The sequence below is a fragment of the Paenibacillus sp. FSL H7-0703 genome (assembly GCF_038003485.1).
Taxonomy (GTDB): Bacteria; Bacillota; Bacilli; order Paenibacillales; family Paenibacillaceae; genus Paenibacillus; species Paenibacillus polymyxa_B.
The window spans coordinates 1,440,478-1,466,868 of the sequence record NZ_JBBOPF010000001.1 but is presented as its reverse complement, the minus strand read 5'-3'; the positions used below and the strand labels follow the sequence as shown (position 1 = coordinate 1,466,868).

The following is a 26,391-nucleotide window of genomic DNA, read 5'->3' as shown; positions in this document are numbered from 1 at the left end:
TTTGCGATAGTTTTTCATAAAATAAATGCTCTACTATACATATGCGGGAAAGGGGGGAGACAAGACCTGTGTAAAAAAGTGCAAATGAATCAATAATTTTTGTAAGGGGTTTCAAAAAATTCTTTATGGAAGCGATAAAACATTTGAATGTGTTGGAATAGCCCTCAATGTTCACATAAACGACAAAATCCAGTATAGTGAAAGAAGGTTTAAATATTGACATATGGCGTTAACATTACTCAGCTATTTAAAAGACATATCTTACTTTTGAAAATGTTTACATTGCAAGTCCGTTCACAATGTTTTTACAAAGGAGAGATGTAACGATGACAGCGACTAAAGGTCTGGAAGGGATCGTAGCGACCACTTCCTCCATAAGCTCTATCGTAGATGGCGTTCTCACGTACCGGGGTTATAACATTGATGATTTGGCTGTTAACGCCGATTTTGAAGAGGTAGCTTATTTGTTGTGGTTTGGAAAATTACCTGATAAAGAGCAATTGCAGGAGCTTCGTAACCAGTTAAGCGAATACGCTGCTATTCCGGATGAAATTGTTACTCAATTAAAGTTATATCCGAAAAATTTGAGTACAATGGCTGCCTTGAGGTCAGCCGTATCGTCTCTCGCTTTGTATGACCCAGAGGCGGATGATATGTCGAGAGAGTCTAATGTGACCAAAACCGTCAAGCTTCAGGCGCAATTGCCTACCATTGTGGCAGCTATAGCACGTATACGCGAGGGCTTGGAGCCGATTGCGCCTAAAAAAGGTATTTCCATCGCTGAAAACTTTTTGTATCAGCTGACTGGCAAGGATCCGGAGGAGACGGCTATTAAAGCGTTCAATCAGGCTCTCGTATTGCACGCCGATCATGAATTAAATGCGTCTACCTTTGCTGCGCGTGTAACGGTAGCCACATTGTCGGATATTTATTCCGGAATCACGTCTGCAATTGGAGCTTTAAAAGGACCACTGCATGGTGGGGCCAATGAGGCTGTGGCCAAAACGCTGGAGGAGATTGGTGGCTTGGATCAGGTGGACTCCTATATTCAGGCGAAACTGGATAACCGCGAAAAAATTATGGGCTTTGGACACCGAGTCTATAAAAACGGTGATCCGCGTGCCAAGCATTTGCACAAAATGTCCCGCGAGCTGGGGGAAATGAACGGCGACACAACGTTGTTTGATATGTCAGTTCGAATTGAGGGAATTGTAACAGGGCAAAAAGGCTTGAAGCCCAATGTGGATTTTTATTCTGCCTCTGTGTATACCCAGTTGGGTATCAAGAGAGACCTGTTTACACCTATTTTTGCTGTGAGTCGTGTATCCGGATGGACCGCACACATTTTAGAGCAGTATGAAAATAACCGCCTGATTCGTCCTCGCGCCGAATATACAGGTCCAATGGATCAAAAATATGTATCACCAGAGTTGCGCTAACCCTTTATCGAAGGAAGATTGAGGTTGTATACCCTGAATTTAAAAAATAAGGTACAATAGAGGGGACGACGAGAGATGTACGTTTTTGTCTGTGATAAAGATCATGTCTTTCGTCCTGTACCCATTCATATCTGAGGAGGAAAAGGAACTTATGGCGAAATTTGAAAAGTTTGAGCTCCCAACTGAAGGCGAAAAAATTACGATTGATAACGGTCAACTACAGGTTCCGAACCATCCGGTAATTCCGTTTATCGAAGGTGACGGCACGGGTCGCGACATCTGGAAAGCTTCCAAACGCGTACTGGACGCAGCTGTAGAAAAAGCATATAACGGCAGCAAAAAGATTGCCTGGTATGAAGTATTCGCTGGTGAGAAAGCTTTCAATACATACGGCGAATGGCTCCCTAACGATACTTTGGAAGCCATCCGTGAGTATATTGTAGCCATCAAAGGACCACTTACGACACCTATTGGCGGTGGTATCCGTTCGTTGAATGTGGCATTGCGTCAGGAACTGGATTTATACGTATGTCTGCGTCCTGTTCGTTATTTTAACGGTGTTCCTTCTCCAGTGAAACGTCCTGAATTGGTAGACATGGTTATTTTCCGTGAGAACACAGAAGATATTTACGCGGGGATCGAGTATGCTGAAGGGTCCGAAGACGTGAAAAAGGTTATTCAGTTCCTCCAGCAAGAGCTGGGTGTGAACAAAATCCGTTTCCCTGAAACCTCTGGTATTGGCATTAAGCCAGTTTCTTCCGAGGGTTCAAAGCGTCTGGTACGGGCAGCCATTCAGTATGCTGTTGACCACGGACGCAAGAGTGTAACGCTCGTACACAAAGGTAACATTATGAAATTTACCGAGGGTGCCTTCAAAAACTGGGGTTATGAAGTGGCTGAGGAAGAATTTGCAGATAAAGTATTTACTTGGGCCCAATATGATGTAATCAAGGAAAAAGACGGTGAGGATGCGGCGAATGCAGCTCAAAAAGCAGCTGAAGATGCAGGCAAAATCATTATCAAGGATGCAATTGCTGATATTGCACTTCAGCAAGTACTGACTCGTCCTTCTGAATTTGATGTGATTGCTACGCTCAACCTGAACGGGGACTATCTGTCCGATGCTCTTGCTGCCCAAGTTGGTGGAATTGGTATTGCGCCAGGTGCGAACATTAACTATGTAACAGGGCATGCTATCTTTGAAGCTACACATGGTACAGCACCAAAATACGCCGACAAAGATGTAGTGAACCCTGGTTCCGTAATTCTGTCGGGCGTAATGTTGCTTGAACACTTGGGTTGGAAAGAAGCGGCTGACCTGATTTACAAAGGGCTGGAGACGTCCATTAATAAGAAGATTGTAACTTATGACTTTGCTCGTCTGATGGATGGTGCTACACAAGTGAAATGCTCCGAGTTCGCAGATACCATTATTAGTAACCTGTAAGGAAGGGGAATACCACTTGTCCATTCAACGTAAAAAAATATCCATTGTTGGCGCCGGTTTTACCGGTGCCACTACCGCATTGCTGCTGGCTCAAAAGGAGCTAGGTGATATCGTACTGATCGATATTCCGCAACTAGAGAATCCGACCAAAGGCAAGGCGCTTGATATTTTGGAGGCCGGTCCGGTACAGGGATTTGACAGCCAGATCACGGGCACTTCCAGTTACGAGGATGCAGCTAACTCGGATATCGTCATTATTACAGCCGGGATTGCACGCAAGCCGGGTATGAGCCGTGATGATTTGGTAAATACGAACGCAGGAATTGTAAAATCCGTTTGTGAGAACGTGAAGAAGTATGCGCCGGATTCTATCGTCATTATTCTGAGTAATCCGGTAGATGCTATGACCTATACTGCTTATCAAACGCTTGGATTCCCGAAAAATCGGGTTATTGGCCAATCAGGTGTGCTGGATACAGCGCGATATTGTACCTTTATTGCACAAGAACTGAACGTTTCCGTCGAAGACGTACGCGGCTTTGTTATGGGTGGTCACGGTGATGATATGGTGCCCCTGGTACGCTATTCCAGCGTTGGAGGTATACCTATCGATACCCTGATTTCGCAGGAACGTATCGAAGCAATCGTACAACGGACACGCGGTGGTGGCGGTGAGATCGTCAACCTGTTGGGTAATGGTAGCGCATATTATGCACCGGCAGCTTCGCTTGCACAGATGACAGAAGCGATTGTAAAAGATAAAAAACGGATTATCCCGGTCATTGCCTATCTGGAGGGAGAGTACGGCTATCAGGATTTGTTCCTTGGCGTACCGACACTTCTTGGCGGTAATGGTATCGAAAAAGTGTTCGAGTTGGAATTGACAGCCGAAGAAAAAGCAGCGCTCGATCAATCCGCCCAATCGGTCCGCAGTGTGATTAAAATAGTTACCGTATAGATTCAATTTTCTACTAAAACGGTATACTTTTACTTGAAGAGGTGTCCCAAGCCATAGTTATGGCCGCCGGACACCTCTTTACTTTTAAGTAATCTATTCGTTTTCTTCCTTATTCCTTTGCTTTGGACCACTTCCCCGGTATAATAGAGTTCATATGCATTGATAGTTACATGAGGATTTTGCAAAAATCCTGACATAGAAAAGCATGTCCCAAAACACTGAAAAGATGGTAGTCATTCGTTGGAATATGATCGTTCTATGGAAAAAGAGTTTGTAAGAAAACAAAGAAATGGAGGTTGTGAAAAATGTCTTTTATTCACATTATTGGATCACTGGCGATGGGTTTTTATTTATTGCTCCCCTTCGTTGTGGGCAAAATCGACAAATTGGCTCCTAGCGTGCAGGAGGGAACGATATCGGCTGTTCAGCTATTGAACCGTTTGGCTCAATTTGCTCTGATCCTTGTGCTTGTTAGCGGTATCTATATGATTTTTGCCTGGGGGCCATATTCCGTAGCTTGGATCGTGGTCGTTTTGCTGTTGTTTCTCGCCATTTCTGGTATCGCTGGGGCCATGGGTAAGCCGTTACGGCTGTCGCTGGAAGCGATTCGTAGCCAACAGCCTATTACGCAATACGCTGGCAAAATGCGAATGTTCAGTACGCTGCTTGCCGTCTTCTTGATCCTGATTACGTTTTTAATGATATATAGCGATATTATTTAATGAAGCATTTGGCGAGTGGCTATAATCGAATGATGACAAATGCTAAATTGAAAAAAAACGGTCTGTGCTGAATAAGCATAGGCCGTTTTTTTGTGCGCTCAAATAACTACATTTTTCTTTTTTCGTTTAACGAATAACTTTGTGTGGTAAATCAGGAGTAGAGTGGATGCAAATGTTGCATCCTAAAAAAATATCTGATTTTGAAGGGAGAATGTACAATGCCTAAAAGTAATCAACCTCAGCAAACTTTGCCCCCACAGCATCAGGACCAGCAACCGGGGATTGAGTCCAAAATGTCGCCTGCACCTCAGTTTGAAAAACCAACTTATAAAGCCGCTGGTAAGCTAACAGGTAAAGTTGCACTTATTACTGGTGGGGACAGTGGAATTGGACGGGCTGTAGCTGTCACGTATGCCAAAGAAGGTGCGGACGTAGCTATCATCTACTTGAATGAGCATAAGGATGCGGAAGAAACAAAACGTCAGGTAGAGCAGGAGGGACGCAAATGCGTGTTGATTCCTGGCGATATCGGAGATGACCAATTTGCCAAAAAAGCGGTTGAACAGACGGTTAACGAGTTGGGCAAGCTCGACATTGTCGTGAACAATGCGGCAGAGCAGCATCCACAACAAAAGCTGGAGGATATCACCAAAGAACAGTTGGAGCGCACTTTCCGTACGAATATTTTCGGTATGTTCTTCCTGACGCAAGCAGCATTGCCTCATTTGAAGAAAGGGAGCACAATCGTCAACACTACATCGATTACCGCGTATGCTGGGAACAAGACACTCATTGATTATTCATCGACCAAAGGGGCAATCACATCCTTTACTCGTTCCCTTTCACTCAATTTGGCGGATCAAGGTATTCGGGTGAACGCTGTAGCACCAGGGCCAATCTGGACGCCGTTAATCCCGTCTACATTTGATGCCAAGACGGTCAGCGAGTTTGGAGGAGCACAGCCAATGAAGCGTCCGGGTCAGCCGGAAGAATTGGCGCCAGCCTATGTGTACCTTGCTTCTGATGATTCTTCATATGTAAGCGGGCAGGTTATTCATATCAATGGCGGTGAAGTTATAAACGGATAAGAGGACAAAGGAAAGGCTGGGGCCGTGTTATGCCCTGGCCTTTTTTCTTTTCACAGTGGAACATAATGAAGGTAGCCTGTAGAATGAGACTTAACTTACATAAAGGATGGGCATATTTTATGAAATCGTTTCGTTTCAGGCTTACCTTGATCATGCTGATTTTGATTGGCGTATCTGTCCTTGCTGCTGGAATCACGATGGGACAAATTTTTAAAAATTCGAATATGAAGGTGCTAGAGGAGAACATGGGACGGGAGATCGACCTGCTTCGCGCTACATTCCCTTTTGTTAATGCAGATGCCCTGTCCAGTACGGATTATGTCTCTTATTATTCTCAAAAGGCGAAGGAAATTGCCCGTCTGACGGAATCGCGGGTGACCTTCATTCGCAAGGACGGGACGGTGGTTGGCGATTCGTTAAGCGATCCGCGTAAGATGGAAAACCACGCATCTCGTGAAGAAATTCAGCAAGCCTCCACAGAGAGAATCGGACGCACGATTCGTTACAGCGAAACCTTGCAGCGGAACATGCTATACGTTGCAGAGCCTGTTATATCGGACAAGGGCTTTGACGGATATATCCGTTTGTCCATGAGTCTGAAAGCGGTGGAGGAGGGAGTACGCCGCGGCTGGACGGCCATCGGGATTGGACTCGTGTTGCTATTTCTTGCTGCTGGATTGGTGAGCTATCGTATTGCCCGCAGTCTGACCTCGCCTATTGAGCATATTACAGGGGTAGCCAACCGCATATCAGGACTGGATTATGACGCAAGAGTTGGTGTACAGCGCCGGGATGAGGTAGGGCAATTGGGTGAAGCCATTAATCGTATGGCTGACAGTCTCCAAAACCAAATGAAGACGATACGTGACAATGAGGATCTCCTCCAGAGCGTTATGAGTAATATGACAGGCGGGATTCTAATGATTGATGCAAGTGAGTGTATTGCGCTTGTAAACCGTGAGTCCGAGCGAATGCTCGGTGTCGTAGGCAAACGGGTGACGGACAAGCCGTATCATGAGCTGAAGAAGCACTATGAGCTCACAAAGCTAATTGAGGGCAGCATACAAAGCCGAGAAAGGCTGCATGGTGAGGTTCATTTGTACAATCCCGAAGAAAGACTCGTGTTGCTGGATGGTGTTCCGATGTATGAGGATGAAGGCGGATACCGAGGGATGCTGTTCCTTTTACAGGATATTACGGCTATTCGACGGTTGGAAAATATGCGGAGCGAATTTGTGGCAAACGTTTCTCATGAGCTGAAAACACCAATTGCAGCAGTCAAGGGTTTTGCCGAGACGTTACTCGGTGGCGGGGTTAAAGATGAGGAGACGGCCCGTTCATTTTTGCAAATTATATATGATGAAAGCGAACGATTGAATCGGCTGATCGGTGACATTTTGGAGCTATCCAAAATTGAATCCAAGCGTTCTCCGCTGGATTGCTCACCAGTGCACGTTTCGTCATTCATAGAATCATTGCTGGAAAAACTGAACAATGTAGCTGCCAAAAAAAGAATTACGCTGCATATGGATATCCCGGATGAGCTGTTTATGGAGGCAGATGAAGATAAGCTTCAGCAGATTTTCCTGAACCTTTTGTCTAATGGTATCAACTATACACTTGATGGTGGCAAGGTAAAGATTAAGGTTTTAACGATCCAGCGGGAGAATGACACGGAAAAGGTCGTATTTACAGTCAGTGATACAGGTATTGGAATTCCAAAGAAGGACCTGCCACGTATCTTTGAACGCTTTTATCGGGTGGACAAAGGACGCTCGCGCAACTCTGGCGGAACGGGACTGGGATTGTCGATCGTCAAACACTTGGTCGATTTGCATCATGGCACCCTTTCGGTGGAAAGTGAGCTTGGATTGGGTACCACATTTACAGTTGAATTACCGCTATTGCAACAGGAAGAATGAACTATAACCTTTTTTACATTCTGTTAACAATGCCGTGATAAAATAAACGGGTGTCGCATGAGTATGGAAAAGGTTTCAGGATTTTGACCAATGCGCCTTTAACAGGTAAACAGGAGATGAAGTTATTTATGGGACAACGCTTGCTGGTTATTGAGGATGAACCAACGCTTGCCAGATTGCTATCCTACAATTTGATACAAGAAGGCTTCGAAGTGGACACGGAGGATCATGGCAGTGCAGGGTTTGAAAAAGCCTCCAGAGAGTCCTACGATTTGATCCTGCTGGATTTGATGCTGCCGGGAATGAACGGTCTGGACATTTTGAGCAGACTTCGCCATCAGGGGCTGACAACGCCTATCATTATTTTAACGGCCAAAAACGGCGAGGCCGAGGTTGTCCAAGGGCTGAAGTCGGGTGCAGATGATTACATCACGAAGCCTTTTGGCGTTTCTGAGCTGTTGGCCCGTGTAACGGCTGTGCTGCGAAGAACTTCCGGCGGGGATGAAGGAGTGCTGTCTGATCAGAAAGATAGCTCCAAAATTCAATTGGGTGAGCTGGAAATTTACCCTGAAAAATATGAAGTCATTCTTGGAGGTCAGTCCATCAGCCTCAGACCAAAGGAATTTGAGGTACTTCTTTATTTGTCCCGCAAGCCGGGTGTGGTATTGACTCGGGATGATCTGATGAATGCTGTTTGGGGTTTTGACTACATTGGCGGTCAACGAACCGTGGATGTGCACGTCAGTTCCTTACGTAAAAAGCTGGAGCTAGATCCCGACTCGGTTCATATTGATTCGATCCGTGGAGTGGGGTACAAGCTGGTTGTAAATAAAAAAAGAAGCGCTTCTCATTTATTATAAATGAGGAGCGTTTTTCTTTATCTATGGCAGTGTCCGGCGACTTTTGTGTCCATTTCGTGATTTTACATTTCATTAACAAAACTGATCGCTAGAATCAACAAATGACCGATATGATGTTCCCGTCACTCCAAGTAGTTAAAAAAAGGGGACTTCAGAACGATGATAACGGAACCAAAGACCCAGCCGAGTTCCACTGCCGTGATTGAACGTGAAGCATACAAGCCGATTACTACCTATGTGCCATGCCGGGAGGTTCCGATCATTGGTACGGACATGTCTTGTAAAGAACTGTTAGCACTTATGAAAACACAGGAAGATATACCTTGTGTTATTGTTGTGGATAAAAATGATCTTCCACTGGGCATTATTATGAGAGATGCGTACAATCGCCATTTTACGGGCAGATTTGCTGCGGCGTTGTTCTATGACAAGCCTGCGGCCATATTTGCCGACCCCGATACATTAATTGTGGATTTAAAAAGCCGGGCATCGGACATTGTGGAATTGGCGATGTTGCGTGAAGAACAGCGTTTTTACGATTGTGTGTTGATTAAGGAAGGCACACGATTACTCGGCGTACTCACGATTCGTGATATCCTGTCCGTCGTGCAGCGAATGCAAAGAGAAGCGGACGAAGAGCGGGGCGATGTGATTCGGCATAGCTATGACGGAGTCCAGCGTATACAGCTGACTGTGCTGGATGCAGCTAAAGAGGCCGATGACAGTGTGCGGCTAACCCGCTCAATGAGTGAATTATCCCGCCGTGGCAAAGTAGAACTGGAGGATGTTTTGCTCTCCTATCGTGCGGTCACGGAGCAAATGAAGCGCCAGCATGAGCAGATGTCGGCGTTGACCCAATCGTTGAATGACATTGCGGGCATGGCCTCATCCATTCGTGCATTGGCAGATCACAGCGGACTGCTGGCGATCAATGCGTCCATTGAGGCGGCGCATGCTGGCGAACACGGACGAGGCTTCCAGATTGTGTCTCAGGAGGTGCGGAATATGTCACTCCAGACGAAAGCTTTTTCCACGCAGATTACAGGCTTACTCACCCATATCGAGCAGATGCTGCGTGACACTGCTGAACTGACGGATACAAGTATGCAGCAGATTCATACAGGCTCTCAATATATTTCTGCTGGAACACAAACTTTTGCCAAACTATTGCAGGCTGTCGATGAAATTGAAGCCAAAAACAGCGAAGTGTCCCGTTCCGCAGAGGAAGCGGCTTTGAATGCAGCCGAAATTGCGCAGGAGCTTGAGCTCATGCTAAGTTCTTGATCATTTTACATACCGTTAACAAATCCACCACACTAAATTTACACACAGCTTATATAATCTTCATATTGTGCAAATCAGGTGCAATGCTTGAGGATCATAACTGCAACACGAAGGAGATCATAAATCCATGAATGATTCCGTAATCCGGATTGATAAGCTGAATTTATATTATGAGAAATTTCACGCGCTGAAACATATAAACCTCGATATTCCTGAAAAAACAGTAACTGCCTTCATCGGCCCGTCCGGCTGCGGCAAATCAACCCTGCTGCGTACGCTGAACCGGATGAATGACATGATACCGGGAACGCGTATTGAAGGCACTGTGAGTATCGCAGGTCAGGATATATACGGCGATACTATGGAAGTAGAAACTCTGCGTAAGCAGGTGGGAATGGTTTTTCAACAGCCTAACCCATTTCCCAAATCGATTTATGATAACGTGGCCTACGGCCCGCGTCTGCATGGAATTCGGCAAAAGGACAAGTTGGACGAATTGGTTGAGCAAAGCCTGCGGCAGGCGGCACTCTGGGAAGAGGTTAAGGATTTTCTGAAGCGTTCTGCTCTGAGTTTATCCGGTGGACAACAGCAACGGTTGTGCATTGCCCGGGCGCTTGCTGTACAGCCAGATATTTTGCTTATGGACGAGGCGACATCTGCGCTGGATCCGATCTCCACGATGAAAATTGAAGAACTGGTTCAGGAATTGCGAGACACGTATACCATTGTCATGGTGACGCATAACATGCATCAGGCAGCGCGTGTGTCCGGTCGAACTGCGTTCTTTTTGAATGGTGTTGTGGTGGAAGCGGCGGATACAGAGACGATGTTTTCCACGCCGCAAGATTCGCGTACGGAAGATTATATTTCAGGGCGATTTGGCTAAAGCCTACAGATGAATATGCCAGAAGGGGTGACTTCGAAATGATACGTAGAAAAGGTTTTGATGAAGGGTTAGATGAACTGAGAGCCGTACTGCGCGAAATGGGGGCACACGTTTCGAAGGCGCTCGATCAGGCCATTGAATGTTTGCAGACCAAAAATACAGAATTGGCTCAGCAGGTGGTCAAAAATGATGCATCCCTTAATACGCTGGAAGAGAATATTCTCGATATGGGCTCCAAGCTCATTATTACCCAGCAGCCGGTAGCGAAGGATTTGCGCCGGATCATTGTTGCATTTAAAATTTCCAGTGATCTGGAACGAATGGGCGATTTGGCGCTTGATATTGCCAAGGTGACACTTCGCTTGGAAGGGCAGCAGATCATTAAGCCGCTGGTGGATATTCCGCACATGGCTTCCATTGTTAAAGAAATGATAGATGATGCGATCAAATCCTATTTGGATGAAAATACAGATCTGGCCTATAAAATGGCCAAAGAGGATGATCGAGTAGATTCCATGTATAGCCACATGATCAGCGATCTGTACGCCTTTATGGTAGAAAAGCCGGCAGAGGCTTCACAAGCCATGCTGCAACTGCTTGTAGGACGATACATTGAACGAATTGGTGACCATGCTACGAATATCGGCGAAAGCACTGTATATCTCGTGACAGGGGAGAGACCAGATTTGAACCAGTAGAGCTTTCAGGTATATAGCGGTTGTTTCTGACCCAGACTTGTCTTTGAGCAAAAGGCAAATTTGGTTAGGAAGCAGCCGTTTTTTTCTGAAAAAGGAGTCTTGTATGTTAAGATAGGAAGAGGAATGCGTAAAACGTAAGAACGTTACGAATGCATTGATGAACTTGCGAGGTGCTAAATGGATAAACTCATGCTTATAGATGGCAACAGTATCATTTACCGGGCGTTTTTTGCTATGCCACCGTTAACAAATTCGAGTGGGCAGCAGACGAACGCGGTGTATGGATTTACGACGATGTTATTGCGGCTCTTGGAGGAGCACAAACCAACACATATTCTGGTTGCCTTCGATGCTGGTAAAATAACGTTTCGCCATAAAGGATACGAGGATTACAAAGGTGGACGGGAGAAAACACCGCCAGAGCTGTCCCAGCAATTTCCGTTGCTGAAAGAGCTATTGACCGCTTTCGGCATTGCTCAGTTTGAACTGGATGGCTATGAGGCGGACGATATTATAGGCACCCTCTCCAAGACAGCGGACGAAGCCGGTTTCAATGTGCTGGTCGTGACCGGGGACAAGGATATGCTTCAATTGGCTTCAGATCATGTCACAGTCGGCTTGACCCGCAAAGGGGTTACTGAGGTGGAGACGTATGGACCTGAGCAAATTCAGGAACGATATGGCCTGAAGCCGCTGCAAATTATTGACCTTAAGGGTCTGATGGGCGATACGTCGGACAATATTCCTGGAATTCCAGGCGTAGGTGAAAAAACAGCGCTCAAGCTGCTGCATCAATACGGTTCAGTCGAAGAGGTGCTGGCGCACACGAATGAGCTGAAGGGCAAAATGAAAGAACGCGTTGAGACACATGCTGACGATGCGCGAATGAGCAAAGATTTGGCGACCATTTATCGGGATGTAACGTTGGACAAGCAACTGGAAGATGTGGCCTTTGGCGGGCTGCAAGCAGAAACGGCCGGGCCAGCTCTGGCGAAGCTGGAGTTCAAGTCCTTGCTGGAGCGTTTATCCTTTTCAGGTGAGGTTGGCAGTACTGGGGTAGACGTAGAGGAAGCCGCGGCTGACGTAACAGTGCTGGATGAGCAGCGGATTAGCGAATTGGTAGAAGTGTTGGATCATGTGGATGTGCTGCATGTTGAGACGCATGGTGATAATCCGCATCATGCTGACATCGTAGGTCTGATATTTGCCGCAACGGGGCAGCAGTTTTTTATGACACTGGATGTATTGCAAAGTGATGCAGCTACACCTATTCGCGAATGGCTTGCTGACCCTGGACGCAAAAAACGTGGTCATGATCTGCATCGTACGGATTTGGCTTTACACTGGCATGGAATTGAGTTTGCAGGGGCCGAGTTTGATGTGCAACTGGCGGGATACTTGCTGGACCCGACCGATGCAAACCAGACATTGAGCGGATTGGCAGCCAAATATGGTTTGTCTTCGATCCGTCCAGACGAAGAAGTGTTCGGTAAAGGAGCTAAATATAAAGTCCCTGACGTGGATGTACTGTCCGATCATGTGGCGCGTAAGGCAGCGGTGATTGAAGCTTTGGTGCCTGTACAGCAGGCGGAGCTGGAAAAAACGGAAATGCACAAGCTGTTTCATGAGCTGGAGATGCCGTTGTCCCGCATTTTGGCGGATATGGAGAAGCAGGGCATTTTGGTGAACGTAGAAGAACTGCGCGCTTTGGGGAAAGAATTTGAAGCTCAGATTGCAACGTTGGTGGGTGAAATCTACAGCATTGCCGGTGTAGAGTTCAATCTGAATTCGCCCAAGCAGTTGGGTGAGATTTTGTTTGATAAACTGGGTTTACCTGTCATTAAAAAGACGAAAACGGGTTACTCGACTGATGCGGAGGTATTGGAAAAGCTGGCTCCCTATCATGATATTGTGCAAAATATTTTGCAGTACCGCACCATTGCCAAACTCCAATCGACGTATGTCGAAGGATTGCTGAAAGAAATTTCGGAGAAAACGGGTAAGGTGCATACGTATTTCCGGCAGACGGTTGCAGCAACTGGACGCTTGAGTAGTCAATTTCCCAATTTGCAAAACATTCCGATTCGTCTCGAAGAGGGGCGCAAAATCCGCAAAGTATTTGTTCCGTCCGAACCGGGCTGGTCTATTTTGGCGGCAGACTACTCACAGATCGAGCTGCGGGTGCTGGCTGATATTTCGGATGATGAACGTTTGAAGGAGGCCTTTGTCCACGATATGGACATCCATACCAAGACCGCATCCGATGTGTTTGGGGTAGCAGCGGAAGATGTGGACTCCAATATGCGGCGTTCTGCGAAGGCAGTCAACTTTGGGATTGTCTATGGGATCAGTGATTATGGTCTGTCACAAAATTTGAATATTACGCGGAAGGAAGCGGCTCGTTTTATCGACCAGTATTTTGATGTGTTCCAAGGCGTTCGCCGTTACATGGATGATATTGTGAAGGATGCGAAGCGGGACGGATACGTAAAAACGCTGTTGGAACGCAGACGCTATTTGCCGGAGATTAACGCCAGCAATTTCAACCTGCGTTCATTCGCTGAGCGTACAGCGATGAATACGCCGATTCAAGGTACCGCAGCCGATATTATCAAGTTGGCGATGGTACAGATGGATGAGGCCTTACGTGAACGTAAACTTCGCAGCAGAATGCTGCTCCAAGTACATGATGAGCTTGTGTTCGAGGTTCCGCCTGAGGAAATGGAAACGATGAAAGAGCTTGTCCCGGCTACCATGGAAGCTGCATTAAAGCTGGCTGTGCCGCTCAAAGCCGAAGTAAGCTATGGCAGCAATTGGTATGAGGCCAAGTAAGATATTTCAATGAGTAGATAGTCCCAATTTGACGCTGCTTCCGTTATAATATAGGGTGAGGTGAAGACATCATGCCGGAATTACCGGAAGTAGAAACAATTAAACGAACGCTAAACGAGCTTATCGTTGATAAACATATAGATCATGTCACCGTTAATTTGCCGCGGATCATTCAACGGCCCGATGATATCCACGCTTTTGCGATGGAATTGGCCGATCACCGGATTACAGGGGTGGAGAGACGCGGAAAGTTTCTGCGGATTTTGCTGGATGGGCTAGTGCTGGTTTCCCATCTTCGAATGGAAGGGCGATATGGATTATATTCGCAACATGATCCTGTGGAAAAGCATACCCATGTCATCTTTCATTTTAAAGATGGTACGGAGCTGCGTTATCAGGATGTGCGCCAGTTTGGCACGATGCACTTATTTCCGGCAGGACAGGATTTGCTGGAAAAACCGCTGAACAAGCTTGGTTTGGAGCCGATGGACGAGGCCTTTACACCGGAAATGCTGCGTGCTGCTGTTGGAACTCGTTCGACTTCGATCAAGGCAGCGCTGCTAAACCAGTCATATGTGGTGGGCATCGGGAATATTTATGTAGATGAATCGTTGTTTAAGGCGGGGATTCATCCAGCACAGCCAGCCAAAAGCCTAACGGATAGCCAATTTCATGTCTTGCATGAAGCTATTGTCTCCACGCTGGGTGCGTCGATTCAGGTTGGAGGCTCGTCCATTAAATCGTTCGTTAATGGACAGGGTAAAACGGGCGACTTCCAGCATCAATTGCAAATCTATGGACGTAACGCGAAGCCTTGCGTTAACTGTGGCACATTGATCGAAAAATCTGTCGTAGCCGGACGTGGCACACATCATTGTCCGGTCTGCCAGCCTTTGCGCTAAACAGGCACAGTCACCCCAAGCCCATCCCTCTCATATATTGTTCCAAGTACCAATACTGCGGAGGGTTTCGGTTGTTATAAGGCCTTGCCTTCGCAATGGGAGGGAATTGGAGTGGCTAATCATTGGGGAGCCCTGCTGTTACTGGCATTTGCGCTAAGTTTGGATAGTTTCGGAGTCGGTGTTACATATGGACTGCGCAAAATGAAAATTCCACTGTTGTCGATTGCTATCATCTCCATATGTTCAGGTTTGGTGATCGGCATATCCATGCAATTGGGCGCATTACTATCTCATGTTCTGTCTCCTGTATATACGACCGTTTTCGGCGCTGTCATCCTGATCTGTATCGGCTGTTACTCTTTGATTCAAGCTCTGCACCGCAAAGAGGATTCGCCAGAGGATTCAGCGGAAGCCTCTCGGCGGCTGCTTCTTACAGAACAGACTGATCCAGTGAGCAGATCTGTTCTTGGAGAGAAGAAGTGTATAGAGGGTGATGATACAGAGTCTTTCCTTAGCTCAAGAAAAGATCTGTCGGCAGAAGCTTCTGTGGAGCAGCAGGAGCGAACGCTATTTTCTCTGGAGTTCCGCAAATGGGGACTTGTTATTCGGATTCTTCGAAGTCCGTCTGCTGCGGATATGGACCGTTCCGGCAGTATATCTGCTACCGAAGCGGTTTGGCTGGGCATTGCATTATCGGTCGATGCGTTCGGAGCGGGACTCGGGGCAGCTATGCTTGGTTTTCAGCCACTGTCTACTGCGCTGGCTATTACGTTATTCAGTGGAACATTTTTGATTGCAGGGATGAAGGCAGGCTTCTTTCTATCAGCATTTCGATTTATGAAGGCGCTGGGTGTATTGCCGGCATTATTACTGATTATGATGGGCATATTGAAGCTGTTATGAGGTGAAAGAGCATGAATATCGGATTAACCGGAGGTATTGCTACCGGAAAAAGCACCGTGTCGGCTCTTTTGGTCGCCAAAGGTGCGCTGCTGATCGACGCAGATGCCATTGCCCGGGAAGTCATGCTTCCGGGGCATCCGGTGCTGGCGGCGGTCATACAGCATTTTGGACAAGCTATAGTGAACAATGACGGAACCCTGCACCGCAAAAAACTGGGTGAGATTGTATTCGGAGACCCTGCCCAGCGGCAGGCACTTAACGATATTACACATCCTGCTATTCGTGAGGAAATGCGTATGCGCATGGAAGCATATGAACGGGAACAGCCGGACAAGCTTGTTTTGGCAGATATCCCGTTACTGTACGAGTCCGGGCTGGAGAGCTTGTACGAGGAAATTATGGTTGTGTACGTACCACGTGATATTCAGCTCCAGCGTCTGATGCTCAGAGACGGTCTGACGGAGGAGCAAGCTGGACTTAGGCTGTCCGCACAAATGGATATTGAACAAAAGAAAAGCTTGGCCGATATCGTTATCGATAATAGCGGAACACAGACTGAGACGAAACGACAAATTGATCAATTTTGGCAGCGGAAGGGACTTGCATGAATATTTTGCGAAAGAAAAGAGTCCTGCTCACTTTGTTTGTCGGGTTTGTCCTGATTCTGTTCCTTAATTCAAATTGGATGTCCTGGTTCTATCCAATTCAATATAAGGATGAGATTCGGCAGTATTCACAAACGTATGAAGTGGACCCATTTTTGGTGGCGTCTATTATCCGTGTAGAAACCAATTTTAAAACCAGCAAGCAGTCGCATAAGGGTGCACTGGGTCTGATGCAGATTATGCCGAATACGGCAAATTGGATTATGGACAGCGCCCAGATTCAAAAGGTTCCGCTGGACAGTGTCAAGCACGAGCCTGGCACCAATATTGAGCTGGGAACCTGGTATTTGCATAACCTATCCATGAAGTTTCAGGATAATCCCGTAGCAATCGTAGCTGCTTACAATGCAGGGCCGGGTAAAGTTCAGGAGTGGCTGGACAAGGGAGTGTGGGATGGAAAAGAAGAGTCCATTAAGCAAATCCCTTTTGGTGAGACACGACATTATGTACAGCGGGTCATTTATTACTACAGGCAATACACGAAAATTTATAATGATTTTTAAATGGCAAGTTAATGACATGATGAGCCTTTTCGCTTTAAAATGAAAAAAGCGCAGGACAGGCTGTTTTAAGCAGCCCATCCATACACTTTATCTTGTTATTTCTGCATTATTACCGCGATTATTGGTATTGACCTGCCAATTGTTGTTCGGCGATCGTTACGAGGCGTTTTGTGATGTAGCCCCCGATCGAACCGTTCTCATAGGAAGTCATGTTACCTTGGTATCCATCTTGAGGAATGCTGATACCCAGCTCTTGAGCGATTTCATATTTCATTTGCTCCAGAGCGCCGGAGGATCTGCTGACTACCAGATTGTTGGAGTTGCCATTGTTTCCTTGTGCCATTGTTGTTCACCTCCTCGCGATGTGGTAAACATATTATGATCCGTTTCGACAAAATTATTACTAAAAATCTTCGGGAATTTATTGGAAAAAGAAAGTGGTGAGATTATGAAGTGTCCGTATTGTGCCTACAATGGCACGAAAGTGTTGGATTCGCGACCTGCGAATGATAATAAGTCCATCCGTCGCCGCCGTGAATGTGAACAGTGTGCCAGGCGTTTTACCACCTTTGAAATGGTGGAGGAAACCCCGCTCATGGTCATCAAAAAAGACGGCAGCCGTGAAGAGTTTAGTCGTGATAAAATGCTGCGCGGTCTCATTCGGGCCTGCGAGAAGCGCCCAGTATCCATCGAGCAACTGGATATGATCGTATCCCAGGTAGAGAACGCTATCCGCAACACAGCAGCCACAGAAGTGGATAGCCAGCAGATCGGTGAGCTGGTCATGGAACAGCTTTACCCAGTGGATGAAGTCGCCTACGTACGTTTTGCGTCCGTCTATCGTCAGTTTAAAGACATCAATATGTTTATGAAGGAACTGAAAACACTATTATCTAAAGATACAGCCAGCGACTGATCGCTGACTGTATCTTTCTTGGGACAAAGTGGGAAGATGATTATATTTTTTTATAAAAGTATTGACACAGGAATGAAAATTTTATATGATATAGAAGTCGCTTGAAACGTTGATTAACTTACTTACGATGGGGCCTTAGCTCAGCTGGGAGAGCGCATCGCTGGCAGCGATGAGGTCAGGGGTTCGATCCCCCTAGGCTCCACCAAACTTTTATTATGGACTCTTAGCTCAGTTGGTAGAGCAGTTGACTCTTAATCAATTGGTCCAGGGTTCGAGTCCCTGAGAGTCCATTCTTTAGAAAAAACGGCAGAGATGCCGTTTTTTGTTGTTTATAGATCTATTCCCAGTCTAACCGAGAACAGTTAAGGGGTTTTCATTAGCATATTCAAAAGAAGTATGGAAAAAAAGAACATCCTTGTTTAGTGCTGATTGACATAATCGGCAAGGATTTTGAGATACTCGTCATTCACCAATTTTCTTGGGGCGAATACGGCTGTTAAAAAAGTTAGAGATTTTGAACGCGCGATTTTTTCATCCATCATGGAATGGTCGGCTTCAGGTAAATGAATCACGGACAGTAGCTCTGCGGGTATTTTCTGGCGGTAGACTCGCTCGGTATCCTGTACATCAACATTAATATCTTTGCCAGCCAGAACCAAGAGTACAGGAGAATGGAAGTGACTTAATTCTTCGGTGGAATCAGACCGAAAATTTTTGCCTATAAAGCTCCATCTTTCTTTGGAGATCATATCCTCAGGATCGGCTATGCTTAGGTATTCTTCATAAGAAGCATGTTTTTTCAGTAACTGTAGAATCTCTTGATCGTAGTTCAATGTCTTTTGAATTTCTTGAGGAGTAGCTCCTTCTTGCTCCATTTCTTTTCTGGTATTAAATTGTCCTTGGGAAATCCAGTTCACGGCAGGCGATACAAGGATGCTGAATGCAATATCATGTTCCTCTTTAACGATCTTCGGAATGACCCATCCTGCTTGACTGGCTTCCCATAGGCCGATTTTTTGCGTATCAATCATCGGCAAGGTTCTCGCCCAGTCTATTGCATATCGGATCTCCTGTGCGCGGTCCTCCATGCTTTGATCCAGCCAATTGCCAGGGGCACTATTAATACCGGGCTTATTCAATGACAGGGAGGCATACCCCTTGGAGGCGAACTTTTCCCACAGTGGTTTGTATCCATCATCATATGTGTCATTAATAGGACCATCCCCATGGACAAAAACAACCAATCCAACTTTTTCCGAGTAGTTCTTAGGCAAAGCTAATGTACCTGTTAACAGCCCTTTAGGTGTCGTGATTTGTATTTTTTCTTCTGTCATCTTGTAGGAATTTTGATATAGAACAATGAGTATCAAGGCAACAGCTAGAGCTGCCGCAATACCCAAAGTAAGCTTGAATGTTTTTTTCAATAGTGTTCTCTCCTCGAATGCAGGTTCTCTTTCCAACTCATCAGATGCCATACAGGCTCCTTGAACCAAAAATGCCGTAACCCATTATACTTGGATTGTTCTACTTCAAACGCCAGTTTGTGATACAAACGGATAGCCCCTTGGTTCTTATGCGCTACATGGAGCGTCAATGCATGAAAACCAGATTCAACCGTAAATTGCTGTGCGAAAGCTAGAAGACGGCGTCCTATTCCCTGGTTACGATGACTTGAACGAATTGCCAGATGATCAATGTAACACTCATCTGCAGCGGGGGGATACTCCAGCGCATGCATACCTGTCAAAAATTTAAATATATTAAAGCAACCAAACTGTTTTATGAGCGGAGCCAAAGAAATGGGGTTTGTTTCAGGAAGTGAAGAGGAGGGGGCCTTCCATTTGAGGGAAAGAACACCAACAACCTCTTCGTTCTCTTTGGCTACAAATTGTTTCATAGATGTAGAATAAGGATTTTGAACCCAAACCTTCATTAACAACTGCTGTATAGCTTGATCCTCCAGTGTAACAAGAGATTGAAATTTTGCTTTAAACGATTCAACTAAAAGACTGCAAACAGCTTCATGGTCTTGTTTCTGGTATGCAACAATGTCAAAGGATTTTGCACTCATGTAACGCCCTCCAAGATTTATTCTACTTTTACCTGAATTTCGTATTGCAGCTTGTTGTTGCCGAACATCGAAAGATAAGATTTTTCTACTAGGACAATCTTGCTTTGGCAGTTATATTGGTGATGAGCTACATATCGTTCCATTTGTTTGATTTCATAATCAATCTCAGATTCTTCAATGACGGAAAGATGCTTATAAAGATAGTTGCCTTCTTCCAGAATATAGTCAGCCACATTCACCGTTTCATAACAAAGCTTCACCTGTCCGGCATCAGACAAGTAATGCAGGTCATTTTCAAATAATCGAGGTGGGGCAGGGTGGTGTTCAAATAAGTTTCCGGCAGTGAGCTCTTGTCCATTCTCCAATGCAAACCATAGCTTTAAATGACGGGGACCTAATCGTTTGACCTGATATTCATCATTTCGCTGAGTCAGGCTATCATGTTCTTCTAGCACTTTGTGAATAAACTGTTCATGCATTTTCAAGTTAGCTATTTCAGCTTGTACCTTCTGCAACGATTGCTCTAAAAGCTGGTTATAATCATCCGCAGCATAGGAAGTCATACATTCTAGAATCTGGCCGACAGGGACGTTTAATTTGCGTAATAATAAAATATGCGAAAGCTGATAAATCTCATGAAGCCCGTACATCCGATATTGATTTTCTTCTGTATGTGATGGATACAGGATTCCCTTTTCTTCAAAATATCGCAGTTGATGTACAGATACATTCATGAGCTGAGCAAGCTGACTGATCGTAATGTGTTCTTTCAATGACAGGACTCCTTACTGATAGTTGAATAACTCCACTATAAACCTTAGGTCAGACCTAGGGTCAATAGAAAATATCAAATCAAATCTTGGATAGGCGTAGGTGTCGAGCATTTGATGCCCACACCAAGGGGAGGCTGGAGAGTTTACCTGTCGGTGATAACCCGTTATAATCATAAGATTAGTGAGCATAAACAAGATGCTCAGGATGAAGGTTAGAATGGGGAAATCATGTTGAAAACTTTTAAAAAGGTATACATTGAGATAACGAGCATTTGCAATCTTGCATGTAGCTTTTGTCCTCAAACACAGCGTGTCAAAAAATTTATTGATCCGGAAGTCTTTCGAAATGTGCTTGATCAGGTCAAACCACATACGGATTACATCTATTTGCATGTAAAAGGAGAGCCGTTGCTCCATCCGAAAATTGATCTTTTGCTGGAAAGTGCTCATGAGAAAGGCTTGAAGGTCAATATAACCACCAATGGTACCTTGCTGCCGAAGACCGGACATAAGCTGCTTGGGCAACCAGCGCTGCGTCAGATGAACTTCTCTCTCCACAGTTTTGACGGGCATGAAGGCTCCGTGGATCGAGAAGGATATTTGGGTAATATTTTCACGTTTGTAAGAGAAGCAGTGAAACACAATGTCATTATTTCGTTCCGTCTCTGGAACCTGACTCAGGATAATCTGACTAATGTGCAGCGTCAGCGCAACCGGGAAACGCTTGAACGACTGGAGCAAGAGTTTGGACTGGACTATCGGATTGAGGAAAAGGTGATACCAGGCAGTGGGGTCAAAATCGCACCAAATGTTTATTTGAATCAGGACCACGAATTTGAATGGCCGAGCCTCAGTGCCCCGGAAGATGACGGAAAAGGTTTTTGCCATGCACTCCGTAGCCAGGCGGCGGTATTGGTGGATGGAACGGTGGTCCCTTGCTGTCTGGATGGAGAAGGTGTCATTAATTTAGGTAACGTGCATGAACAATCTTTTTCCGACATTGTGGAAGGGGAGCGTGCCAACCGTCTGTACTTCGGTTTCTCCAAGAGAGAAGCGGTAGAAGAGTTATGCCGAAAATGCGGGTACCGCAAACGATTTGGAACATAATCATACAGGTGAGCTCTAATCAACAGTAGAATGAATCGCAAGAAAGATAGCCCTTTTGCAGGGCTTTTTTACTTATATTTTGATATATACATACAGCTGGAAAAGGCAAATCCCTTTCAGAATCAGTATGCTTTCGCACTCATTACCCGCCCCCCCCTGTACGATCAAGTGAAGCTGTTGGAGCAAGAATGGCGTGAAGCTTCTGGACTTGGCAAACTGCATGTTAAAGCCTTATTTCATCAATTTGTATATGAGTTGTTGCAGCAGTTGTAGGGTAGGGCATCGAACCTCTTAAGCCCGACCGTGTATCTCAGGCTGTAGCCTATATGCGTGAGCATTTTAGTCGGCCTATGACACTTGAGTCCATTGCGGAGGAGCTAGAATGCAGTACTGGACATTTATCAAGGTTGTTCAAAAGTAAAATACATACCAGTCCGATTCATTACTTGGGCCAAGTAAGAGCAGATCGAGCGGCAGAACTGCTAATACAGACGGACGCCACTTTGCAGGAGATCGCAGAGCGTGTGGGATATCCAGATGCCCATTCGTTAAGTTGCAGCTTCAAGAAATATAAGGGACTATCTCCCGTACGATTCAAAAAGGAGCGGGAGCATCCTGCCCAGAAGCAAGATCAGGATATGCCCCAAACGATGCTTAAATCTGCCCTTCAGCGGACATCTTTCACACGTTATACTGATATTGATTATCAATATCGGTATCTGCGGAAGGGGATTTATTCATGCACGGAAGAGTCAAAATAACGGCCATGATGATTATGCTGTGTTTATCTTTGATGCTGGGAGCTTGCTCGGCACCGACGAATACAATTGGAAGATCGCAAACGAAGACTAATCATACAGCGACATCATCCAACAGCGATGGACAAGCGGCAGTGCAAGCACAGACAAGAACGGTTAAGACATTAAAAGGCGATGTGGAAGTACCTGCAAACCCGAAACGAGTGGCATCGGATCAGTATATGGGGCATCTTTTGAAGCTGGGGATTATTCCGGTGGGGGTTAGAAGCTATATGCTGAATGAGGCTTGGATTGATCGATCGGGATATCCCAAAGAGAAGTTGGCCGGAATCAAGGATCTCGGTGATTTTCCTATGGATTTAGAGGAACTGACCGTTCTGCAACCGGATTTAATTATCGGTTCAATCGAAAAGAAAATCGACAGCTACCAAAAGGTAGGAACGACCGTGTTCCTGCCGTATTGGGAGGGCGAATCTACAGCGGGACCGCTGGATAGATTCCGTAGAATCAGTGAAATCTTTGGCAAGCAGAAAGAAGCCGAGCAGTGGATTACTGAATACGAGAAGAAAGCTGCAGAGGCCAGAACGAAAATTCAAGGTATCGTTAAGGACGGAGAGACGGTTTCAATTGTACAAGTCGCCAATAAATCGATATATGTTTTGGCAGCGAAAGGCGGCAATTACGGAAGTCCGACCATTTATCAGATGCTAAAGCTGCCACCTACCAAGAAGGCATTGAACATGAAAGAAGGTTTTGAAAATATTTCACTTGAGGTTTTACCCGAGTATATGGGAGATCACATCTTTGTAAACGGTTCAGAAGATGAAGGGGCTAATCAGATTCTGCATAGTGAGCTATGGAAAGGACTTCCGGCTGTAAAAAAAGGACAGGTTTATATGTACGGTTCATTCAGCGATAAAGAGGATGAGTTTGTGATGGAAGAGCCTTATTCATTGGAACTTCAATTGGATACGATAGTTAATCTCTTATTAGCCCACAAAAAATAAAGCTGAATACAGCTATAAAAATCAAAATACGTTACCGATGAAACACATGATATAGAAAAATAAACTGCTAAAAACGAGGGTGAACCTCTGTGTTTTAGCAGTTTTTTTGTCGTAATTCAACAGAGGCACTCTCACCTCAGTCGCTTATGGTAGTCGTCACCGCGCCATTAATGGCGGCCGTTCGCTGCAACGTCCCCGTTTACAAAAAACAGTGACTATTCTCACAAAAAACGACATATTCCGACACTGGAATGCCATATTATAGTAAGTGTTGATAGGCTATAATCGTAGCAGTGAAAACGGATGGTCACAAAAATTTATTAGAGTCAGGATTGGTGGTTCAAATAATGAAGCTGGCAACAAAATTAACCTGGATGATGCTCATCATACTGCTTCTCGTAGGCTCCTCCATTGGATACTTCGGATATCGTACCGCTTATCATCAAGTGGATGAAGCTGCTGGGATCGAGCTGGTGGGTTGCGCCAATATTACGACTGGCCTTATAGATCCTGCGGATATATCGGCTCTGGTCAGTGGAGATAACAGCAAACTTGCTGCCATTGAAGACCGGATCGGCTGGATTGTAGCACATAAGCCTATTTTTAAAGAGGCTTTCATTATCTCCTTGGATGGAAAAATTCTGGCCGCCGATGCCAACTTCAAGCAAAGAGGCTATCAAGCTGGCGATTCCTTCTACTTCACAGACGAAGACAAAGAAATGATAACTACCATGAAGCATTCAGCATATTCCAAGGTTTATACATATGAAGGAACCTCGCTCAAAACCGGATACGGCCCCATTTATCAGGACCATGATCCCACCAAGCCCATTGTTGCACTGATGGCCATCAATTTTGACGGTTCGTTAATTCAGGAACGGACGTTGGATATTATTGTTCAACCCTTTATTATTGGCGGTTCCATTTTCATCGTGGCTATCCTTATTGTTTACCTGTTGATTCGCCATATGGTAAGTCCGCTTACCAAGCTGTCAGCCTCTGTGAATACCATTACCAAAGGCGACCTTACTCATGAACCGCTTCTTTTCAAAAGCAAGGATGAAATCGGGACGCTGGCCCGCGACTTCAACGATATGACAATGAACCTGCGCAACCTGATTACTCAGGTCAATGACACCTCTATGCTGGTCGCTTCTTCGTCTCAAGAGCTGTCTGCCAGCGCACAGGCAACGAACCGTGCTGGAGAGCATAGCGTGAATGTTACGATTGAGTTAGCCGATGGAGCGCATACCCAACTGGAGAATCTGGAAGGAAGCTATAAAGCTGTTCAGGATATGTCACGCTTTATCAGCGATATTGCCGGCAATGCGGACATCGCAATGAACAAGGCCGCGGATAATGTCCAGAAAGCACGTCTTGGCCGGGAATCGATGGATTCCACCACCTCCCAAATGGGAGTTGTCAGCGAAAGCATCGGCGATCTCTCAAGCATTATTCATACGCTTGGCAGCCACTCCAAGGAGATTGAGAACATTGTCGGCACCATCGCCAGCATCGCCGAGGAGACCAACTTGCTGTCTTTGAATGCAGCGATAGAAGCTGCGCGCGCCGGAGAAGAAGGTCAGGGCTTCGCCGTTGTCGCTGGCTCTGTCCGCAAGCTGGCCGAACGTTCTGCCAATTCTGCCACACAAATCAGCGAGTTGATCAGTCTGATTATCGCCCAAATGGACAAGGCAGGAGAAACTATGAAGCGTTCCACGGACGAAATGATGCAGGGCAAAGAGTTGATCATATCGGCCGGACGCTCCTTCTCCGAGATCGAAGTCTCCATCTCCGATATGTCTTCCCAAAGCGAGCAAATATCAGCCACAGTTCGGGATCTGGCGCTGATCTCTGAAGGGCTCGTTGAAGCCATTCAGAATACCGTAATGGTCTCTAACCATACGGCTGAAGGGGCGAAATCCCTGTCCGCCTCTTCGGAGCAACAGCTTGCTGCCATGCAAGAAGTGGAATCCTCCGCAGCGCTTCTCTCATCACTTGCCGAGAAGCTTCAGGTGCTTGTGGAGAACTTCAAGATTTAAATATTCGAGGTTCAAAGAGAAATAAACCGCTAAAGACGAGGGTAAACCCTGTGTTTGGCGGTTTCTTTATAGTGATTTTACGAAGGCATTCACTCAGTCGCTTATGGTAGTCGTTACTGTAACATTGTTGACAGAGGTTGACACTAGAGTTGAAATTAATAACCTCAACGACTACTGTTGCACCAACAATCAGGCCTGTATTTATAATTAGGTTTGTAGCAGAAAGCGTTGTTATGCCGCCTCGCTGCAACGTCCCATTTACAAATACATTGTAGTATCCGCTACTGGTCGGAACCACAAGACTGTTTGCCGCGACTGAAGTACCACTATCATTCGTGAAATTTTGTGCTGGGATAGTGGTCACTCCACCTAATATATTACCAAGCACGACAATAGCTGTGTAACGATTAACCACTGGAGTGACATTGATACTTGTTGTGATAGCAATGTTTCCAGATACGATACTGTCTGCTTCCAGATAGATTCGAATAATAGACATAGGAATTCCTCCATTCCTAATATTCCAGATAAATATTATAGTTTATGTGAATATTCTAGATATGGATTGGATGGGAGGAGTCTTCTAATTATTTCTCTTTGTTCAAGCT

General features: G+C 45.7%; 26 protein-coding genes and 2 tRNA genes. 23 read left to right on the top strand and 5 right to left on the bottom strand.

The annotated features are described in order from the left end of the window. Positions 1–326: 326 nt before the first annotated feature. The 15 genes from citZ (at position 327) to MHB46_RS05990 (ending at position 17,109) form a co-directional block, all read left to right on the top strand. Positions 327–1,439, top strand: coding sequence for a citrate synthase (gene citZ / locus MHB46_RS06060; protein ID WP_028542893.1), 1,113 nt, complete (start codon positions 327–329; stop codon positions 1,437–1,439). A gap of 151 nt (positions 1,440–1,590) precedes the next feature. Beyond that, a complete protein-coding gene (icd, locus tag MHB46_RS06055) occupies positions 1,591–2,886 on the top strand; it encodes an NADP-dependent isocitrate dehydrogenase (RefSeq protein WP_029516624.1) in 1,296 nt (431 codons plus the stop codon). A 16-nt stretch (positions 2,887–2,902) separates the two neighbouring features. Beyond that, positions 2,903–3,844, top strand: a complete 942-nt coding sequence (gene mdh / locus MHB46_RS06050) for a malate dehydrogenase (RefSeq protein WP_341161850.1) — start codon at positions 2,903–2,905, stop codon at positions 3,842–3,844. Positions 3,845–4,149: 305 nt separating this feature from the next. Then, on the top strand, positions 4,150–4,566 hold the full coding sequence (locus MHB46_RS06045; protein WP_341161849.1) for a hypothetical protein: 417 nt from the start codon (positions 4,150–4,152) through the stop codon (positions 4,564–4,566). A 218-nt stretch (positions 4,567–4,784) separates the two neighbouring features. Beyond that, positions 4,785–5,654 carry an SDR family oxidoreductase gene (locus MHB46_RS06040; RefSeq protein WP_341161848.1) on the top strand — a complete coding sequence of 290 codons (870 nt, stop codon included), beginning with the start codon at positions 4,785–4,787 and terminating at the stop codon, positions 5,652–5,654. A gap of 119 nt (positions 5,655–5,773) precedes the next feature. Further along, positions 5,774–7,576 (top strand): two-component system histidine kinase PnpS, encoded by a 1,803-nt coding sequence (gene pnpS, locus MHB46_RS06035; protein WP_341161847.1) that lies wholly within the window; start codon positions 5,774–5,776, stop codon positions 7,574–7,576. 128 nt (positions 7,577–7,704) lie between these two features. Then, positions 7,705–8,436 carry a response regulator transcription factor gene (locus MHB46_RS06030; RefSeq protein WP_013309604.1) on the top strand — a complete coding sequence of 244 codons (732 nt, stop codon included), beginning with the start codon at positions 7,705–7,707 and terminating at the stop codon, positions 8,434–8,436. A 159-nt stretch (positions 8,437–8,595) separates the two neighbouring features. Continuing rightward, positions 8,596–9,720 (top strand): methyl-accepting chemotaxis protein, encoded by a 1,125-nt coding sequence (locus tag MHB46_RS06025; RefSeq protein ID WP_341161846.1) that lies wholly within the window; start codon positions 8,596–8,598, stop codon positions 9,718–9,720. Between the two features lie 127 nt (positions 9,721–9,847). Next, positions 9,848–10,606, top strand: coding sequence for a phosphate ABC transporter ATP-binding protein PstB (gene pstB, locus MHB46_RS06020; RefSeq protein WP_013309606.1), 759 nt, complete (start codon positions 9,848–9,850; stop codon positions 10,604–10,606). Positions 10,607–10,644: 38 nt separating this feature from the next. After that, complete coding sequence (gene phoU / locus MHB46_RS06015; protein WP_025721993.1) at positions 10,645–11,304, top strand: phosphate signaling complex protein PhoU; 660 nt, start codon at positions 10,645–10,647, stop codon at positions 11,302–11,304. A gap of 177 nt (positions 11,305–11,481) precedes the next feature. After that, positions 11,482–14,136: a DNA polymerase I gene (polA, locus tag MHB46_RS06010; protein WP_328802250.1), complete on the top strand. Its 2,655-nt coding sequence runs from the start codon at positions 11,482–11,484 to the stop codon at positions 14,134–14,136. A gap of 71 nt (positions 14,137–14,207) precedes the next feature. Further along, entirely contained in the window at positions 14,208–15,038 is an 831-nt protein-coding gene (gene mutM, locus MHB46_RS06005; protein WP_341161845.1) for a DNA-formamidopyrimidine glycosylase, read from the top strand. Between the two features lie 111 nt (positions 15,039–15,149). After that, positions 15,150–15,941, top strand: a complete 792-nt coding sequence (locus MHB46_RS06000; protein ID WP_341161844.1) for an MntP/YtaF family protein — start codon at positions 15,150–15,152, stop codon at positions 15,939–15,941. 11 nt (positions 15,942–15,952) lie between these two features. Continuing rightward, a complete protein-coding gene (gene coaE, locus MHB46_RS05995) occupies positions 15,953–16,549 on the top strand; it encodes a dephospho-CoA kinase (RefSeq protein ID WP_061828670.1) in 597 nt (198 codons plus the stop codon). Continuing rightward, positions 16,546–17,109: a lytic transglycosylase domain-containing protein gene (locus tag MHB46_RS05990; RefSeq protein WP_023987928.1), complete on the top strand. Its 564-nt coding sequence runs from the start codon at positions 16,546–16,548 to the stop codon at positions 17,107–17,109. Before coaE ends, MHB46_RS05990 begins: the two co-directional genes overlap by 4 nt. Positions 17,110–17,227: 118 nt before the next feature. Here the strand turns inward: MHB46_RS05990 and MHB46_RS05985 are convergent, their stop codons facing one another. Next, the gene (locus tag MHB46_RS05985; protein WP_013309613.1) at positions 17,228–17,452 is read right to left on the bottom strand and encodes an alpha/beta-type small acid-soluble spore protein; all 225 of its coding nucleotides are present in this window, start codon (positions 17,450–17,452) and stop codon (positions 17,228–17,230) included. 105 nt (positions 17,453–17,557) lie between these two features. Between MHB46_RS05985 and nrdR the strand changes: the two genes are divergently transcribed. The 3 genes from nrdR to MHB46_RS05970 all read left to right on the top strand — a co-directional run bounded on the left by nrdR (position 17,558) and on the right by MHB46_RS05970 (position 18,315). Continuing rightward, positions 17,558–18,025: a transcriptional regulator NrdR gene (nrdR, locus tag MHB46_RS05980; protein ID WP_341161843.1), complete on the top strand. Its 468-nt coding sequence runs from the start codon at positions 17,558–17,560 to the stop codon at positions 18,023–18,025. Between the two features lie 129 nt (positions 18,026–18,154). Then, a tRNA-Ala gene (locus MHB46_RS05975) sits at positions 18,155–18,230 on the top strand. Positions 18,231–18,242: 12 nt separating this feature from the next. After that, a tRNA-Lys gene (locus MHB46_RS05970) sits at positions 18,243–18,315 on the top strand. A gap of 129 nt (positions 18,316–18,444) precedes the next feature. Here MHB46_RS05970 and MHB46_RS05965 read toward each other — a convergent pair. Genes MHB46_RS05965 through MHB46_RS05955 form a run of 3 tightly spaced genes read right to left on the bottom strand, consistent with a single transcriptional unit; the run spans position 18,445 to position 20,869 of the window. Continuing rightward, positions 18,445–19,449, bottom strand: a complete 1,005-nt coding sequence (locus MHB46_RS05965) for an alpha/beta hydrolase family protein (RefSeq protein WP_341161842.1) — start codon at positions 19,447–19,449, stop codon at positions 18,445–18,447. Beyond that, on the bottom strand, positions 19,446–20,096 hold the full coding sequence (locus MHB46_RS05960) for a GNAT family N-acetyltransferase (RefSeq protein ID WP_341161841.1): 651 nt from the start codon (positions 20,094–20,096) through the stop codon (positions 19,446–19,448). Before MHB46_RS05960 ends, MHB46_RS05965 begins: the two co-directional genes overlap by 4 nt. 17 nt (positions 20,097–20,113) lie before the next feature. Next, positions 20,114–20,869, bottom strand: coding sequence for a helix-turn-helix domain-containing protein (locus MHB46_RS05955; protein ID WP_341161840.1), 756 nt, complete (start codon positions 20,867–20,869; stop codon positions 20,114–20,116). A gap of 228 nt (positions 20,870–21,097) precedes the next feature. Here MHB46_RS05955 and MHB46_RS05950 point away from each other — a divergent pair, with 228 nt between their 5' ends. The 5 genes from MHB46_RS05950 (at position 21,098) to MHB46_RS05930 (ending at position 25,783) form a co-directional block, all read left to right on the top strand. Continuing rightward, positions 21,098–21,976 carry a radical SAM/SPASM domain-containing protein gene (locus MHB46_RS05950; protein WP_061828666.1) on the top strand — a complete coding sequence of 293 codons (879 nt, stop codon included), beginning with the start codon at positions 21,098–21,100 and terminating at the stop codon, positions 21,974–21,976. Between the two features lie 30 nt (positions 21,977–22,006). Then, complete coding sequence (locus MHB46_RS05945; protein ID WP_341161839.1) at positions 22,007–22,249, top strand: hypothetical protein; 243 nt, start codon at positions 22,007–22,009, stop codon at positions 22,247–22,249. A 53-nt stretch (positions 22,250–22,302) separates the two neighbouring features. Then, positions 22,303–22,737 carry a helix-turn-helix domain-containing protein gene (locus tag MHB46_RS05940; protein ID WP_341161838.1) on the top strand — a complete coding sequence of 145 codons (435 nt, stop codon included), beginning with the start codon at positions 22,303–22,305 and terminating at the stop codon, positions 22,735–22,737. After that, the gene (locus tag MHB46_RS05935) at positions 22,716–23,741 is read left to right on the top strand and encodes an ABC transporter substrate-binding protein (RefSeq protein ID WP_341161837.1); all 1,026 of its coding nucleotides are present in this window, start codon (positions 22,716–22,718) and stop codon (positions 23,739–23,741) included. Before MHB46_RS05940 ends, MHB46_RS05935 begins: the two co-directional genes overlap by 22 nt. Before the next feature lie 347 nt (positions 23,742–24,088). Further along, positions 24,089–25,783: a methyl-accepting chemotaxis protein gene (locus MHB46_RS05930; RefSeq protein ID WP_341161836.1), complete on the top strand. Its 1,695-nt coding sequence runs from the start codon at positions 24,089–24,091 to the stop codon at positions 25,781–25,783. Here the strand turns inward: MHB46_RS05930 and MHB46_RS05925 are convergent. Then, entirely contained in the window at positions 25,773–26,282 is a 510-nt protein-coding gene (locus MHB46_RS05925; protein ID WP_341161835.1) for a DUF4183 domain-containing protein, read from the bottom strand. The genes MHB46_RS05930 and MHB46_RS05925 overlap by 11 nt on opposite strands. Between the last annotated feature and the right edge of the window lie 109 nt (positions 26,283–26,391).